At 70.0% G+C, this 14,578-nt stretch carries 14 protein-coding genes; 11 read left to right on the top strand and 3 right to left on the bottom strand.

What is annotated here, in order from left to right; translation table 11 throughout:
• Nucleotides 1-5: 5 nt before the first annotated feature.
• The gene (locus AB0B98_RS11505) at nt 6-2,132 is read left to right on the top strand and encodes a radical SAM protein (RefSeq protein ID WP_357362253.1); all 2,127 of its coding nucleotides are present in this window, start codon (nt 6-8) and stop codon (nt 2,130-2,132) included.
• Nucleotides 2,133-2,183: 51 nt separating this feature from the next.
• Here the strand turns inward: AB0B98_RS11505 and AB0B98_RS11510 are convergent, their stop codons facing one another.
• The gene (locus tag AB0B98_RS11510) at nt 2,184-2,984 is read right to left on the bottom strand and encodes a helix-turn-helix transcriptional regulator (RefSeq protein ID WP_357362255.1); all 801 of its coding nucleotides are present in this window, start codon (nt 2,982-2,984) and stop codon (nt 2,184-2,186) included.
• Between the two features lie 94 nt (nt 2,985-3,078).
• On the opposite strand from AB0B98_RS11510, the gene AB0B98_RS11515 reads away from it, so the two are divergent.
• A complete protein-coding gene (locus tag AB0B98_RS11515) occupies nt 3,079-3,555 on the top strand; it encodes a VOC family protein (RefSeq protein WP_357362257.1) in 477 nt (158 codons plus the stop codon).
• Between the two features lie 18 nt (nt 3,556-3,573).
• The gene (locus AB0B98_RS11520) at nt 3,574-6,360 is read left to right on the top strand and encodes an AAA family ATPase (protein WP_357362259.1); all 2,787 of its coding nucleotides are present in this window, start codon (nt 3,574-3,576) and stop codon (nt 6,358-6,360) included.
• 67 nt (nt 6,361-6,427) lie between these two features.
• Here the strand turns inward: AB0B98_RS11520 and AB0B98_RS11525 are convergent, their stop codons facing one another.
• Nucleotides 6,428-7,063: an SRPBCC family protein gene (locus tag AB0B98_RS11525; protein WP_357362261.1), complete on the bottom strand. Its 636-nt coding sequence runs from the start codon at nt 7,061-7,063 to the stop codon at nt 6,428-6,430.
• Nucleotides 7,060-7,653: an SRPBCC family protein gene (locus tag AB0B98_RS11530; RefSeq protein WP_357362263.1), complete on the bottom strand. Its 594-nt coding sequence runs from the start codon at nt 7,651-7,653 to the stop codon at nt 7,060-7,062. The genes AB0B98_RS11525 and AB0B98_RS11530 overlap by 4 nt, the downstream gene beginning before the upstream one ends.
• A gap of 201 nt (nt 7,654-7,854) precedes the next feature.
• Here AB0B98_RS11530 and AB0B98_RS11535 point away from each other — a divergent pair, with 201 nt between their 5' ends.
• From AB0B98_RS11535 to ptsP, 8 genes are read left to right on the top strand one after another with little or no spacing between them, the layout of a single operon-like run.
• Complete coding sequence (locus AB0B98_RS11535) at nt 7,855-8,616, top strand: DeoR/GlpR family DNA-binding transcription regulator (RefSeq protein ID WP_357362265.1); 762 nt, start codon at nt 7,855-7,857, stop codon at nt 8,614-8,616.
• Nucleotides 8,613-9,521: a 1-phosphofructokinase gene (pfkB, locus tag AB0B98_RS11540; RefSeq protein ID WP_357362267.1), complete on the top strand. Its 909-nt coding sequence runs from the start codon at nt 8,613-8,615 to the stop codon at nt 9,519-9,521. The genes AB0B98_RS11535 and pfkB overlap by 4 nt, the downstream gene beginning before the upstream one ends.
• A 58-nt stretch (nt 9,522-9,579) precedes the next feature.
• Nucleotides 9,580-10,740 carry a PTS mannitol transporter subunit IICB gene (locus AB0B98_RS11545; RefSeq protein ID WP_357362269.1) on the top strand — a complete coding sequence of 387 codons (1,161 nt, stop codon included), beginning with the start codon at nt 9,580-9,582 and terminating at the stop codon, nt 10,738-10,740.
• 4 nt (nt 10,741-10,744) lie between these two features.
• A complete protein-coding gene (locus AB0B98_RS11550) occupies nt 10,745-11,053 on the top strand; it encodes a PTS lactose transporter subunit IIB (RefSeq protein ID WP_238668594.1) in 309 nt (102 codons plus the stop codon).
• A complete protein-coding gene (locus AB0B98_RS11555; protein ID WP_357362270.1) occupies nt 11,046-11,480 on the top strand; it encodes a PTS sugar transporter subunit IIA in 435 nt (144 codons plus the stop codon). The genes AB0B98_RS11550 and AB0B98_RS11555 overlap by 8 nt, the downstream gene beginning before the upstream one ends.
• Nucleotides 11,477-12,517, top strand: coding sequence for a zinc-dependent dehydrogenase (locus tag AB0B98_RS11560; RefSeq protein WP_357362272.1), 1,041 nt, complete (start codon nt 11,477-11,479; stop codon nt 12,515-12,517). The genes AB0B98_RS11555 and AB0B98_RS11560 overlap by 4 nt, the downstream gene beginning before the upstream one ends.
• Before the next feature lie 9 nt (nt 12,518-12,526).
• On the top strand, nt 12,527-12,802 hold the full coding sequence (locus AB0B98_RS11565; protein ID WP_238668591.1) for an HPr family phosphocarrier protein: 276 nt from the start codon (nt 12,527-12,529) through the stop codon (nt 12,800-12,802).
• On the top strand, nt 12,795-14,468 hold the full coding sequence (ptsP, locus tag AB0B98_RS11570; RefSeq protein WP_357362273.1) for a phosphoenolpyruvate--protein phosphotransferase: 1,674 nt from the start codon (nt 12,795-12,797) through the stop codon (nt 14,466-14,468). The genes AB0B98_RS11565 and ptsP overlap by 8 nt, the downstream gene beginning before the upstream one ends.
• Nucleotides 14,469-14,578 lie beyond the last annotated feature (110 nt).

The raw sequence follows: 14,578 nt of genomic DNA on the forward strand, positions 1-14,578 counted from the left end.
AGTCGATGAGCGGCACCGTGAAGGCAGCACTGATCTACCCCCCGCTGACCGATCCCACCTCGGGATACCACTCCCTGAACTACCTCGACTCGTACGCCCGGGCGCAGGGGCACCGGCCGGCGGAGATCATCGACGCCAACATCGAGGCGTTCCACCACTCGTACACCCCGTCGGCGTACGAGTGGCTGAAGCGCGAGCTGTCCCGGCTTTCGACAGAGGATCTCAGCGGCCCGGACGCGCTGATGGCCCGGGCGAACCAGCTCGGCGTGCCCGACCCGGATCCGGAGCGGCTGCGTCGGTCGATCGGGGTGCTGCAGGATCCGACCCTGTTCTACGACTACCGGCACTACCAGGACGCCGTCGAGGGCGTGATCTCCTGGATGGACGCGCTCGGCGCTGTCGGGTTCCCCGGGCAGTTCCACGCCGGCTTCCGGCTGCACCCGCCGCCGATGATCTCGATCGGCTCGGTGGCCGCGCTGACCGACGAGGCGCTGCTCGCTCGGCTCAACCGGCCTTTCCTGCCCTACTACGAGGATGTGCTGATTCCACGGCTGGCCGCTGGCGGGCACCAGGTGATCGGCATCAGCGCCACCTACCAGTGGCAGTTGCCGTTCGCCCTCTGGATCGCCCGACTCGTCCGGAAGGCGTGCCCGGACGTCTTCCTCATCGCGGGTGGCACGGAGATCTCCGACGTCTGGAAGTGCGCCAGCAAACCCGAGTACGTCTTCCAGGTGCTGGCCGACTTCGACGCGATAGTGGTCGGGGAGGGGGAGAGCGCGTACACGGAGATCCTGGACGCGGTGGCGGCGGGCACGCTGCCGGCCGGGCATCCCAACGTCCGGCTGCACCCCAAGTACGGCCGCCAGCGTCAACTGCCCCTGCGCTATGAACGCCTGGCGCAGGTGCCGGTCCCGGACTTCTCCGGCCTGCCCTGGGATCTCTACCTCAGCCCGGAGCGGTTCGTCTACTATTCGCCGACCCGAGGCTGCTACTGGAACAAGTGCACGTTCTGCGACTACGGACTGAACACCGACGGTCCCACCAGCCCATGGCGGCAGGACACGGTGAGCACCATGATCGCGGACGTCACCGAGCTGTCGAAGTTCGCCAAGTTCATCTACTTCTCGGTCGACGTGCTCGCTCCCGCCACCATCCTGCGCTTCGCCGAGCAGGTCGTCGAGCGAGGGCTGGACTTCCGTTGGGGCGCCGAGATCCGGCTGGAGAAGTACTGGTCGGACGAGCGCTGCGACCTGCTGAGGCGCAGCGGCTGCGTGGCCATCTCGGTCGGTTTCGAGTCCGGTAACCAGCGCGTCCTCGACCTGATCGACAAGGGCACGAAGCCGGAACAGGCACGACGCACCATGATGGCGATGACCAAGGCGAACATCGGTGTGCAGATGATGGGCTTCACCGGCTTCCCCACCGAGACCCGCGAAGAGGCGCTGGACAGCGTCAACTTCCTGCGTGACAACCCGGACCTGTGGACCCTCGGCGGGCTCGGAGACTTCATGCTGACGCCAGGCGCCATCGTCGCCAAGGAGCCGGACCGGTTCGGCATCACCAACGTGCGGCCGGTGCAGGGATCGGACATCGTCCGGATGCTCAAGTACGACGAGCCGGTCACCGAGGCGGCGCAGGCCGAGGTCGCCCAGGCCAAGGCCGGCCTGAACCCCGGGCATTACCACCGCCCGTGGTTGGGCGCCACCGACACCCCGCACACGTTCTTCTACCACGACCGGTACGGCACCGCTGTTCGCGGCGTCCTCGCCCACGACCGGTTACGACACGACACCGACGACCAGACCGAGTTCCTCGCCAACGGCTCCTTCGTGGACCGCGACGACGAGCAGGTCTGGGAGGCGTACCGGCGAATCCGCTCCGACGAGCAGGACGGCGTCCCGGGCGACCTGCCGGCGGACCGGCACCTGTTCCGCCGGGTCGACGGTCAGGTGTTCGCCCTCAACCGCAGCAGCCGGCTGTTCCTGGATCTCTTCAGCGCGCCGCTCACCCTCGCCGAGGCGCAGCGCCGGCTCTGGATCGTCGAACCGACCGTCGCGGACCGGGTCTGGCGGACCTTCATCGGGCAGCGGCTGATCCGCCGGCATCGGCTCCCGGCCGGGCCGGGGCGGTGATCCGACCGCCGGGCGGGGGAGCCGGTTGGGAGCAGCCGGGTGCCGATGCGGTCAAACCAGTCGATCCAGCTTCTCGCCGGCGGTGGTGTCAGGCCGAGGCGTGAGGATTACCAGGCGTAGGTCGGTGTTCTGGGTGGTCAGGACGTTGGCGTCCAGCGGGATGGCGCCCACGTCGGGGTGTACGGCGGTCTTGTGCGCGCTCTCGTGATTGGCCACCGCACGGAGGGCCCAGAGGTGGCGGAATCTGTCGTTCCCGGTCATGCGCGAGACCAGTGCCGCCACGTCGGGGTCGTTCGGATAACGGGCGCTGGTGGCCCGCAGGTCGGCTACCAACGACTGCTCGAAGTAGGCGCGTTCGGTGTCGGTCTGGCGGACTCGGGGGTTTCGGGATTCGAACTGGACGATCAGGGCGTTGCGATCGTCGGCGGTGGCGTCGGCCGGGTCGCCGAAGACGGCCGCGAACAGGCGGTTCCAGTGCAGAAGCCGCCACAGGGCGTCATAGACGGCCGCGGGGGTGTCGCCGAGGTGGTCGATGACGCGGTGCAGGCTGCTGGGGATCAGCCGGGGGATCCGGTCCGGGGCCGCGGCGAAGCCGGCGAGGCGCATCAGGTGCGCCTCCTCGTCGTCGGAGAGTCGTAGCGCGCGGGCCAGGGATGCGCATACCTGTGCCGATGGTGTGGCGGCCCGGCCCTGTTCGAGGCGTGCTACGTATTCGGGGGAGATGCCGGCCATCGCTGCCAGTTCGCCGCGTCGTAGCCCGACGACGCGGCGCGGGGATGCGTTCGCGAGACCGACCGCGGCCGGGTCCGTGCGATCCCGCCAGGCCCGCAGCGCGGCTCCGAGGTCATTCATGAAACACATGATCCGCTATCGGTCTGGGACCTGGGTGGTACCAGCGGTACGCGGAACATCTGTGCCTTCCCCAGTGGTGGCTCCGCCCTTGAGGATGGGGATCATGAGCAGAGTGACCAGGATGAATCACATCGGAGTGCCGGTCAGCGATTTGGCACGCTCGGTGCGGTGGTACGAGGACGTCCTCGGCATCGCGCCGAACGGCGTGACGATCTCGGCAACGAACCCGGCGATTGGTGCGGTTGTCGAGGTTGAGAACCCGTCGATGCGGGCATCGTTCGCGCTGGCCGGAGACAACGTCCTCCTGGAACTCATCCAGTACGACAACCCGGAGCCGAGGCCCTTCACCGGGCGCAACTGCGACGTCGGAGTGATGCACCTGTGTTTCGAGGTCGACGACCTCGACGCGGCGCACCACGACTTGGTGGAGCGGGGCGTGCACGTCAACGCCGATCCGGTCGTGCTCCGGGACGGCGATGGCGTCGAAGCGGGGGTGCTGGCCGGTACGAAGATCCTTTATCTACGTGACCCCGACGGCATCCAGCTGGAACTGTTCGAGTTGCCCTCGTAGGAGCGTCGGCCGGACCCGATGGCGGTCGACCCGGTCGGTGTACCGCTGTGGATACCATCGGTCGCGCCGAACAACTGGAGGGGAGCTGGCACCGTTACCCGCCATGCGCTCGATATCAGGTCAGGGTCTTTCGTCGTCGCTCGAGCAACGGAGCTGGGCGAAATCGTTTCGGTGACGGCGCGTGCGGCACAGGGTCGTGGAGGGGCGATACTTGTTCTCGGTGACGCGGGGATCGGCAAGTCGACGCTCATCGACCAGGCCGCCGCGAGGCTCGACGGATGGCAGGTGCTGCGCGCCGGGGGAATCGAGTTCGAGAGTGAACTGCCCTACTCGGCGCTGCACCAGTTGTGTGCGCCAGTGTTCGATCATCGCGCCGGGCTGCCCGCACCGCAGCGGCGCGCGCTCGACACGGTGTTCGGGCTCTACGCCGAGGTCACGCCGACCCCGATGCTGGTCGGCTTGGCGGTTCTGGGCCTGCTGAGTGCCGCAGGCCGTCGCCGGCCGGTGTTCTGCGTGATCGACGACGTGCAGTGGATCGACGCCGGCTCGCGGCAGGTACTGGCCTTCGTCGCGGCACGCGTGGCGGCGGAGCGGGTCGCCATTGTCTTCGCTGCCCGCGACGTCGCCCCGGTGTCGGAACTCGGTCGCCTACCCGCCCTCACTCTCACCGGGCTCACCGACTCGGAGGCCCTCGCCCTGCTGCGGTCTCGGGCGCCGTTTGGGCACGAGGCGGCGATCGTGCAGCGGATCCTCGCCGAAGCTGCCGGTAATCCGCTCGCCCTGGTGGAGTTCGCCAACGATGCCGGACCGTTCGGACTACCCGGCGACGCCGGGCGCGGCACCGTGGAGCGCCGGTTCGTGAGCCGGTTCCTGCGGCTGCCGGCACCCACGCGCTCAGTTCTGGCGCTGGCCGCGGCGGAGCCGACTGGCGATCTCGTACTGCTGCGGCGCGCCATGGCGATCCAGGGACTGGACGCCGCGGACCTGGCCGCAGCCGAGGACAGCGGCCTGTTGATGACCGGCCCTCGGGTGCACTTCCGACATCCGTTGGCGCGTTCCGCCGCGTACCGGTCGACCGGGGCCGGGGCGCGACGGCATGCACATGCCGCGCTCGCCGCCGCTACGGACGTCGACGTCGAACCCGACCGGCGGGCCTGGCACCGGGCGAACGCGATCAACGGCCCGCACGAGGAGACCGCGGCAGAACTGGAGCGTTCGGCCGGACGGGCACAACGCCGCGGCGGACTCGCGGCGGTGGCCGCGTTCCTCGAACGCGCGGCCCGACTGACGCCAGGCCGGTCGCAGCAGGCACGCCGCCTGTTGGCCGCGGCTCGAGCACGGTTGGGTTCCGGCGCGCCTTCTGCCGCCCGTGAACTCGTTGACGAGGCCGAGCGTCTCCAGCCAGAGCCGGCCGACCGCAGCGCCGCGCGACTGCTGCGCGCGACGATCGACTATCACGTCGCGCGCAGCATCCCGGCGACGATCGCCCTCATCGACGCGGCCGACGGTGTGGGGCCCGACGACGCACGCGAGACATACCTGGAAGCCTTCGCGTCGCTCATGTTCAGCGTCGACGAGCCTGGGAGGTTACGGCGGCTCGCCCTGCACATCCGGGAACGGGTACCCCCGCGTCAGTCGCCACGCCCGGTCGACCTGCTGTTGCAGGCGTTGGTCGAGCAGAACCTCCGCCCGGTGGACGAGGCGATGCCCCAGATGCGCCGTGCCGTCGACGCCTTCCGGGAGCACGCCCGCACGCCGGACGCGGATCCTTGGTGGATGGAACGCGCCTGCGTGTTGAGCGTCGACCTCGGTGACAGCGATGCCATGGATGAGATCGTCGACCGTCAGGTGGAACTCGCCCGGGCGCAGGGCGCCTACGCGATCCTTCCCCACGCGCTGCGCTTTCAGGCGGTCGCCCGGACGATTGTGGGCCGCTTCGCCGAAGCGCACGTCTGCATCACCGAGGCGCGTGCGGTCGACGAGGCCGCGGGGACCTCCAACCTTGTCGGGTCCGACCTGATGCTCGCCGCGTGGAGCGGCGATGCCGACCGGTTCCGGGGGATCCGGGAGAAGCTGCGCGGCTGGGTCGGGGTGAACCCCACCGCGTTGCACTACGCGAACGCTGTGCTGTGCAACGGTAGCGGCGACCACGAGGCGGCGCTTGAGGCGATGCTGCTCGTGCGGGACCAGCACCGGCGCGGCTCGTACGCTGTCAGCGCCTTCCACCACGAGCTGGTCGAAGCCGCCGCGTACGTCGGACGTCCCGAAGAGGCCAAGGAATCTGCCGCCTGGATCGGGGATGTCGCACGGGTCAACCCGAACGCGTGGACGACTGGTGCGCATCTGTTGGCGTGTGCGCTGCTCGACGCCGGGCTCGGCGCGCAGGACCACTACCTCGAGGCGATCAGCCGGCTCGCCGGGAGCGGGATGCGGGTCCACTACGCGCGCTCCCGCCTGCTGTACGGGGAGTGGCTGCGACGAATCGGTCGCCGCACCGAGGCACGGGTGGAGCTGCGCACCGCGTACGACCTGTTTTCCACAATCGGCGCGCGCGGGTTCGCCGGCCGGGCCGCCCGCGAGCTGGAAGCCATCGGCGAGCCGAGCCTGGCCGACGACGCCGATCCGCTCGCTGGGTTGACCGCGCGGGAACTACTCGTCGCCCGCAAGGTCGCCTCTGGCGCGGGCACCAAGGAGGTTGCCGCGCTGCTCTTCGTCAGCCCGCGTACGATCGACGCCCACCTGCGCAACCTCTACCGCAAGCTGGGCATCACTTCACGCCGGCAGCTGCGCGAACTGTTCCGCTGACGGAGCTGGGCTGGTCGAGCGACGAAGGGCCCCGCCGGCACGAGACCGGCGGGACCCTTGAGTCGCGTCAGCGTCGGGCCCGCTCACACTTCCGCTCGGCGAGCGTCTTCAGCTCCGTCAGCCACGTCTCCAATCCTGCGCCGAGAGCCGCAGTGGAGAATTCAACGTCCTGCTCCACCTGCTCACCGCGCCACGTCTCCTCGGTGCGCACCAGAACCCGGCCGTCGACCTCGGTGAACGTCCACACGTGAACTCCCTCGTCGATGGTCAGTCCTGCACCGACCGCCGGCCCGCTCCACCGAAGGCATTTGTGGTGTTGGAGCTGCCGGACAGTCGACGTGACGACGAGGGTCGTGGCGGGATTCAGCGCGGTCTCGCGTACCGGTGTCGTCCATCGGAACGATGATCCGGGACGCAGTGGGCCACGATCGAGCCGCTTGCTGGAGAGGACCGGCTTCTGCCACGACGGCCACCGTTCCACGTCGGTCTGGATCTTCCAGACCGTGCGTAGCGGGGCGTCGATCACCGCCGCCGTCTTGTAGCGGATCTTCGCCGCGGTGTCGACACTTCCCCCCGCGCACCTCAGGGTTGCGCCGTCGGCGCTCCCATCATGCCTGGGATCGGCTTCAGCCGGCGCACCTGCGACGCCCACGAGGCCGGCCGCGATCACTGCCGCCACGACAGCTACCACACCATTCTTCATGAGGCGGTCGACTCCTCGGCGGTGCGCTTGAGCCGATCCAGCCACATGGTGAGGGTTGTGTCGAGACCCTCCTGGAACGGCGCGGGGTTGGCATCGACGGGCGGACCGGCGAAGGACTCCTCGGTGGACACCCGCACGCCGTCGCCGACCGGAGTGAGCGCCCAGACGTGGACGCCGAGCACGCCGTCCGGTCCGTCACCGTGTCCCTGCCACACGAGGCGTTCCTGCGGCCGTACCTGAACGATCGTCGACTCGATCTCCATGCCCGCGGCGGACCAGCGGAACACGGAGCCCGACGCGAGCGGCCCGGGTGTTTCGACGTGAGCGTAAGGGATTTCCGGCAGCCAGGCCGTCCACGCGTTGATGTCAGTGAGGATCCGCCACACGGTGTCCGCGGACGCGGTCACCGTGACGCTGTGGCGGCTGACGACCGGGGCCGACACGTCAATGTCGGCCTCGTCGGCGTCCGTAATGTTCTCCATCGGAAAAGCCTCTCTGCGCTCACTGACGTTCGAAGCGCCGGGCGTGAGCGAGCCGCTGAATGCACGCCCGGCAGAAGCGATCGTGCCAAGACTGCCGCCGGTGCACATCGGCAAAAATCACCTAGCTCGACTACCGGACCGGACCTCTGCCGCTTGAACGATGCCGTCCCACGGACGCGCTTGCACAACAGGCTGTCGTCAGGCGTCCGCCGCTCGGTGGTGTGGCTTCCTGTGGCTCATCTCTTGACTTCTCCTCCAACCGGGCGTAAACAAAGCACAAGCAAAACGAAACGGCGGTGAAACAACACCATGTACGCCGAAGAACGACAGCAGGAGATCCTCCGCATCGCCCGGGACGTGGGCCGCGTCGAGGTGGCCGGCTTGGCCGATGGGCTCAACGTGACGTCGGAGACCATCCGCCGCGATCTCACCATCCTGGAGCGGGCCGGGGTGCTGCGGCGGGTCCATGGTGGAGCGATTCCGGTCGAGCGGCTCGGCTTCGAGCCCGCGCTGGCGGCACGTGACGCGGTGCTCATCGAGGAGAAGGAGCGCATCGCCAAACTCGCCTTGAGTGAGGTGCCCGAGGAGGGCGCCATCATTCTCGACGCCGGCACCACCACCGCCCGGCTGGCGCAGCTGCTGCCGGTCGACCGGGAGCTGACCGTCGTGGTCAACTCGCCGGTCATCGCCACGACCCTCGGCACCTGTGCCAACCTCAACGTTCTGCTGTTGGGTGGACGGGTCCGCGGCAAGACCCTGGCGACCGTCGACGACTGGGCGCTGTCGCCGTTGGCGGACCTCTACGTCGACGTCGCATTCATCGGGACCAACGGCATCTCGGTCGAGCGTGGGCTGACCACGCCGGACCCGTCCGAAGCGGCGGTGAAGCGGGCGATGGTCCGTGCGGCCCGTCGCACTGTGGTGGTCGCCGACCACACCAAGCTCGGCAACGACTATCTGGCCCGCTTCGCTGAGCTGGGGGACGTCGACCTGCTCATCACCGACAGCCGTGCCGATCCCGACCTGGTCGGTGACCTGGAGTCGGCAGGCGTCCGGGTGGCACGCGCATGATCGTCACCGTCACTCTCAACCCCAGCCTCGACCGGGCCGTGGAGGTCGATTCACTCATCCGGGGCGAGGTCATCCGCGCTGCCACCGCGCACCTCGACCCCGGCGGCAAGGGCGTCAACGTATCCCGTGCCCTGCTGGCCAACGGGGTGCCGTCGGTGGCGGTGGTGCCCTCCGGCGGTGACGAGGGCAACCAGCTCATCCGCCTCCTTGAGGCGGAGGGTGTGGAGGTCCTGGCCGTGTCGATCTCCGGACGGACCCGTTCCAACATCACCCTGGCCGAGCCCGACGGCACCGTCACCAAGATCAACGAGCCTGGTCCGACAATGGGCCGCGCCGAGTTCGACGAGGTGGCCGACAGTGTGCTCGCCCGCGCTAGCGGTGCCGACTGGGTAGTGCTGTGCGGCAGCGTCCCGCCCGGCCTGCCCGCCGACGCCTACGCCCAGTTGTGCCGGAAGCTGCGTGCTGCCGGCGTCAGGGTCGCCGTCGATACCAGCGGTCCCGCCCTGCGCGAGGCCGCCCTGGCCGGGGCGACAGTGCTCAAGCCCAACCGCGACGAACTGGCCGACGTGGTCGGCACCCCGCTGAAGGACCTCGCCGATGTGGTCGATGCCGCTCAGTGCCTGCGGGCCTGGGGAGCCGACACCGTCGTGGCCAGCCTCGGCGCCGACGGCGCTGTCCTGGTCGACGCCGAAGGCGTGCGCACCGGCACCTGTCCGGTCGCCCGACCCCGTAGCACCGTCGGTGCCGGCGATGCGCTGCTCGCCGGGTTCCTCGCCGCGGGCGCGCAGGGTGCCACAGCCCTCGCCGAGGGCCTGGCCTGGGGCGCCGCCGCGGTGAGCCTGCCCGGCAGCCGGATGCCCGGCCCGGCGGACCTGTTCCGCCACGACGTCACCATCCACCCCTAGCCGGACGAGCTTTCCCCCGCGGCCGTCTGGACCGCCCCTCGATGAAGGAGATACCCCCGTGACCTCCTCTTCCTACACACCAGAGGTGAAGGGCCAGGGCCTCAGAGCCACTGTGCAACGCCTCGGCGGCTACCTGGCCGCGATGGTCATGCCCAACATCGGCGCGTTCATCGCCTGGGGCCTGATCACCGCACTGTTCATCCCGACCGGCTGGATCCCCAACGCGACACTGGCCGAACTGGTCGGCCCGATGATCAGCATCCTGCTACCGGTGCTCATCGGCTACACCGGCGGCCGGCTGGTCCACGGCCAACGCGGCGCCGTCGTGGGCGCGGTAGCGACAATGGGCCTCGTCGTCGGCGCGGACGTGCCGATGATCCTCGGCGCGATGATCATCGGGCCGCTCACGGCCTATGTCCTCAAGCTCTTCGACGGCCTGGTCGAAAACAGGGTCCGTCCCGGCTTCGAGATGCTGGTCGACAACTTCAGCGCCGGCATCATCGGCGCCGCGATGGCCATCGGAGGCGTCTACGGCATCGGCCCGGTGGTCGAGTGGCTCACCAAGCAGGCCGGCGCGGGCGTCGACTGGCTCGTCGGCAAGGACCTGCTGCCGCTGACCTCGGTGCTCGTCGAACCCGCCAAGGTGCTCTTCCTCAACAACGCCATCAACCACGGCGTGTTCGGCCCGCTGGGCATCGCCGAGGCGGCCGACAAGGGCAAGTCGATCCTGTTCATGATCGAGTCGAACCCCGGTCCCGGTCTCGGTCTGCTGCTCGCCTTCATGGTCTTCGGCCCCCGCGCGCTGCGCCCCAGCGCCCCAGCCGCGATCATCGTGCAGTTCCTCGGCGGCATTCACGAGATCTACTTCCCGTACGTGCTGATGAAGCCGAAGCTGATCCTCGCCATGATCGCCGGGGGCGCGGCCGGCGTCGGCACCTTCGTGATCACCGGTGCGGGCCTGGTCGCCACCCCCTCGCCGGGCAGCATCTTCGCCTACCTCGCGGTCACCCCCAAGGGCGGCCACTTCGGGGTCATTCTCGGCGTCGTGGTCGCCGCCGCGGTCACCTTCGCGGTCGCCTCGGCCCTGCTCGGCTTCGGGCGCGGCGAGCCCGCCGCGGACGCTGTCGGCCCTGACGAGGAGACGGCTGTCCGCCCAGAGCAAGAGGGAGCTGTCGAGCCCGACGAGACCCTCGACAAGTCGGCGAAGCAGGAGGTCTGAACAGATGCCCACAATCAACGGCACCGAGATCAGGAAAGTCGTCGTCGCCTGCGACGCCGGCATGGGCAGCAGCGTGATGCTGGCCAGCCAACTCCGGCGGCAACTGTCAAAGAACGCCGTGACTGTCGAGCACACGCCGGTCAACTCGATCCCGACGGACGCGGACGTGGTCATCTGCCATCAGGGTCTCGCCGCGCGGGCCAGGGTCAGCGCACCCGACACGGTGATCGTGCCGATCCAGGTGTTCATCGGCGACCCTGCCGTCACCAGGGTCGTGAACGCGGTGCAGCGCGGTGGTGAGCTGAGTGGCTGAGCTGCTGGCCCGTGAAGCGATCCGGCTCGACGAGCGGGCCGGATCGCGGGACGAGGCGATCCGCCGCTGCGGCGCGGTACTCGTCGAGGTCGGCGCGGTCGCCCCGGCGTACGTGGACGCGATGCTCGCCCGCGAGCAGAGCGTCTCCACCTACATCGGGGAGGGCGTCGCCATCCCGCACGGCACCCTGAGCAGCAAGGAATCGGTCCAGCGCGACGCCCTCGCGGTGCTGCGCTTCCCCGACGGCGTCGACTGGGACGGCTTCGACGTGCGGGTCTGCGTGGCCATCGCCGCAGCCGGCGACGGGCACGTGGACATCCTCGCCCAGCTCGCCTCGGTGCTGATGGACCCGGCGCAGGCGCAGCGGCTACGAGAGTCGACGAGCGCCGATGACGTGATCACTATCCTCGAAGGGAAGCCCTCGTGAAGGTCGTCCGATTCCACGCACCCGGTGACGTCCGCATCGAGGACGCGCCCGAGCCCACACCGGGGCCCACCGACGTGAAGATCCGCGTCCGCGCATGCTCCACCTGCGGCACCGACGTGAAGATCTCCCGCTTCGGCCACCACCACATCGCCCCGCCGCGCGTCATGGGCCACGAGATCGCCGGCGAGATCACCGAAGTCGGTGCCGATGTCACGGGCTGGCGGCCGGGGGACCGGGTCCAGGTCATCGCCGCCATCCCGTGCGGTACGTGCGCCGAGTGCCGGCGTGGCCGGATGACGGTGTGCCCCAACCAGGTGTCGATGGGCTACCACTTCGACGGCGGGTTCGCCGAATACGCTGTCGTGCCGCACAACGTCCTCGCCGTCGACGGGCTCAACCGGATCCCCGAGGGACTCAGCTTCGCCGAGGCGTCCGTCGCCGAGCCCCTCGCCTGCGTCCTCAACGGCCAGAACCTCGCCGGTGTGGGCGAGGGCGACGACGTGGTGGTGGTGGGCTCCGGGCCGATCGGCTGCCTGCACGTCCGCCTGGCCCGCTCGCGCGGCGCGGCCCGGGTGTTCCTCATCGACCTCAACCGCGAACGCCTCGACCTGGCCGCCAACCTGGTGCAGCCGGACGCGGCGATCTGTGGCGCCGAGACCGACGTCGTCGACGCGGTGCTCAAGCTCACCGAGGGCCGGGGCGCCGACGTCGTCATCACCGCCACGGCCGCCGGCGCCGCCCAGGAGCAGGCGGTGCAGATGACCGCGCGGCAGGGCCGGATCAGCTTCTTCGGCGGCCTGCCGAAGGACAAGCCGGTCATCTCGCTGGACTCCAACCTCGTGCACTACCGCGAACTGACCATCGTCGGTGCCAACGGCTCCAGCCCGGAGCACAACAAGGAAGCGCTGCGACTCATCGCCAACGGCTCCGTGCCGGTCGCCGACCTCATCACCCACCGTCTGCCGCTCGACCGCACCCTCGACGCCTTCGGCATCGTGGCGCGCGGCGAAGCGATCAAGGTGACGATCGAACCGTAGGAGGATCCGTTGCCCACCAGAACAGTCCTCGTCGGCTCCGCCAGCGGGCTGCACGCCCGCCCGGCGGCGCTGTTCGTCGCCGAGGCGGCGAAGCAGCCGGTGCTGGTCACCATCCGCACCAGCGACAAGAAACCCGTGCCGGCCCGCAGCATGCTCGGCGTGTTGTCGCTCGGCGCCAAGAAGGGCACCGAGGTCACACTGGAGGCCGACGGCGACGACGCGCAGGCCGCCGTCGACATCCTGGCCGACCTCCTCGAACGTGACCTGGACGCCGTCGATGCGTGAACTGCGGGGGATCGGGGCCAGCCCTGGCGGTGCGGCGGGGCCGGTCTACCGGCTGGCCCCGCCTCCGACAGTGCCGCCGTTGGCGGAGAACGTTGATCCCGAAGCCGAGAAGGCGACAGTCCGGGCCGCTGTCGTCGCCGTCGCCGCCGACCTGACCCGTCGCGCCGACACCGTCCTGGAAAAGACCGCCGCCAAGGTCCTGCGCGCGCAGGTCATGATGGCGCAGGACGAGACGCTCATCGACGCCGCTGACATCGCCATCGACGGCGGTGCCGACGCGCCGCACGCGATCACCGACGTGCTCGCCGGGCACCGGGCCGCCTTCGAAGCCGCAGGCGGGTACCTCGCCGAGCGGGTCAGCGACCTCGACGACCTGCGGGACCGCCTGGTCGCCGCGTGCCTGGGGCTGCCGATGCCGGGCGTGCCGAACCCTGGTCACCCGTACCTGCTCATCGCCCGCGACCTGGCGCCCGCCGACACCGCCGGCCTCGAACCGGCCCTGGTGCTGGGTCTGGTCACGGCCGAGGGCGGCCCGACCAGCCACACCGCGATCCTGGCCCGGACACTCGGTATCCCGGCCGTGGTCCGCTGCCCGGGCATCCTGGACGTGCCCGACGGCGCGCTGGCCACTCTCGACGGCGCGAGCGGCGTCGTGGTGGCCGGCGTCTCGGCCGAGACGGTGACCACTGTCAACGCGGACCGACTCGCGGAGATCGAACGCCGCGCCCGGTCCCGAGGCCCGGGGCGGACCGCAGACGGCCATCCCATCGCGCTACTGGCCAACATCGGATCCGCCCGCGACCTCACCGGCGAGGTGGAAGGCGTCGGCCTGTTCCGCACCGAGCTGCTCTACCTCGACCGCAGCGACCCGCCGTCGCACGAAGAACAGGTCGCCGCGTACCGCGAGGTCTTCACCGCGCTGCCCGGCCGCAAGATCGTCGTGCGCACCCTCGACGCCGGCGCCGACAAGCCGCTGCCGTTCCTGCGTCTGGCCGACGAACCCAACCCCGCGCTGGGCATCCGCGGTCTGCGGGTCGCGCGGCAGACACCCGCCGTGCTCACCACGCAGCTGGCCGCGATCGCGACGGCGGCTGCGGCGGCGGACGCCGACGTTTGGGTGATGGCGCCGATGGTCGCCACGGCGGCGGAGGCGGCCGCGTTCACTGAGTCCTGCCGCGAGCATGGCCTGCCAACCGCCGGTGTGATGATCGAGGTGCCGGCCGCGGCCCTGCGCGCCAGCCAGGTGCTGCGCCAGGTGGACTTCCTCAGCGTTGGCACCAACGACCTCAGCCAGTACACGTTCGCCGCCGACCGCATGTGTGGCGACCTCGCTGACCTGCTCGACCCGTGGCAGCCCGCGCTGATCGCGCTCCTGGCCTCCTGCGCGGCAGCCGGCGTCGAGGCGGGCAAGCCAGTTGGCGTGTGCGGAGAGTCCGCCGCGGATCCCGATTTCGCACTGGTATTGGCAGGCCTGGGCATCACCAGCCTGTCCATGGCACCCCGCAGCATCCCGGCGGTGCGCGAGTCCCTGGCCGCGCACACCCTCGACGAGTGCCGCCAGATCGCCGAGGCGGCCCTGGCCGCCCCCAGCCCGGAGGCAGCCCGGGCGGCGGCGGCCGGCGCTTCGCGTCAGCTCCGGAGCGGCGACGGCGTGTCCGTGCGGTGAGCCGGAGGGCCCGCTTCACAAGAGCTGACCGGCGCGGCGGTGGCTGTGGTGACCTTTGCCGGGTCGGGGCTGCGCGGCGCGGGATCGCTACGGTGCAGTCCCCGGTTGTT

Source organism: Micromonospora sp. NPDC048947 (genome assembly GCF_040649495.1).
GTDB lineage: Bacteria > Actinomycetota > Actinomycetes > Mycobacteriales > Micromonosporaceae > Micromonospora > Micromonospora alfalfae.

Coding starts and splice junctions, on each gene's coding strand:
- AB0B98_RS11505 (WP_357362253.1), top strand. CDS start 6: ATGAGCGGCACCGTGAAGGCAGCACTGATCTACCCCCCGCTGACCGAT.
- AB0B98_RS11510 (WP_357362255.1), bottom strand. CDS start 2,984: ATGAATGACCTCGGAGCCGCGCTGCGGGCCTGGCGGGATCGCACGGAC.
- AB0B98_RS11515 (WP_357362257.1), top strand. CDS start 3,079: ATGGGGATCATGAGCAGAGTGACCAGGATGAATCACATCGGAGTGCCG.
- AB0B98_RS11520 (WP_357362259.1), top strand. CDS start 3,574: ATGGCGGTCGACCCGGTCGGTGTACCGCTGTGGATACCATCGGTCGCG.
- AB0B98_RS11525 (WP_357362261.1), bottom strand. CDS start 7,063: ATGAAGAATGGTGTGGTAGCTGTCGTGGCGGCAGTGATCGCGGCCGGC.
- AB0B98_RS11530 (WP_357362263.1), bottom strand. CDS start 7,653: ATGTGCACCGGCGGCAGTCTTGGCACGATCGCTTCTGCCGGGCGTGCA.
- AB0B98_RS11535 (WP_357362265.1), top strand. CDS start 7,855: ATGTACGCCGAAGAACGACAGCAGGAGATCCTCCGCATCGCCCGGGAC.
- pfkB (WP_357362267.1), top strand. CDS start 8,613: ATGATCGTCACCGTCACTCTCAACCCCAGCCTCGACCGGGCCGTGGAG.
- AB0B98_RS11550 (WP_238668594.1), top strand. CDS start 10,745: ATGCCCACAATCAACGGCACCGAGATCAGGAAAGTCGTCGTCGCCTGC.
- ptsP (WP_357362273.1), top strand. CDS start 12,795: ATGCGTGAACTGCGGGGGATCGGGGCCAGCCCTGGCGGTGCGGCGGGG.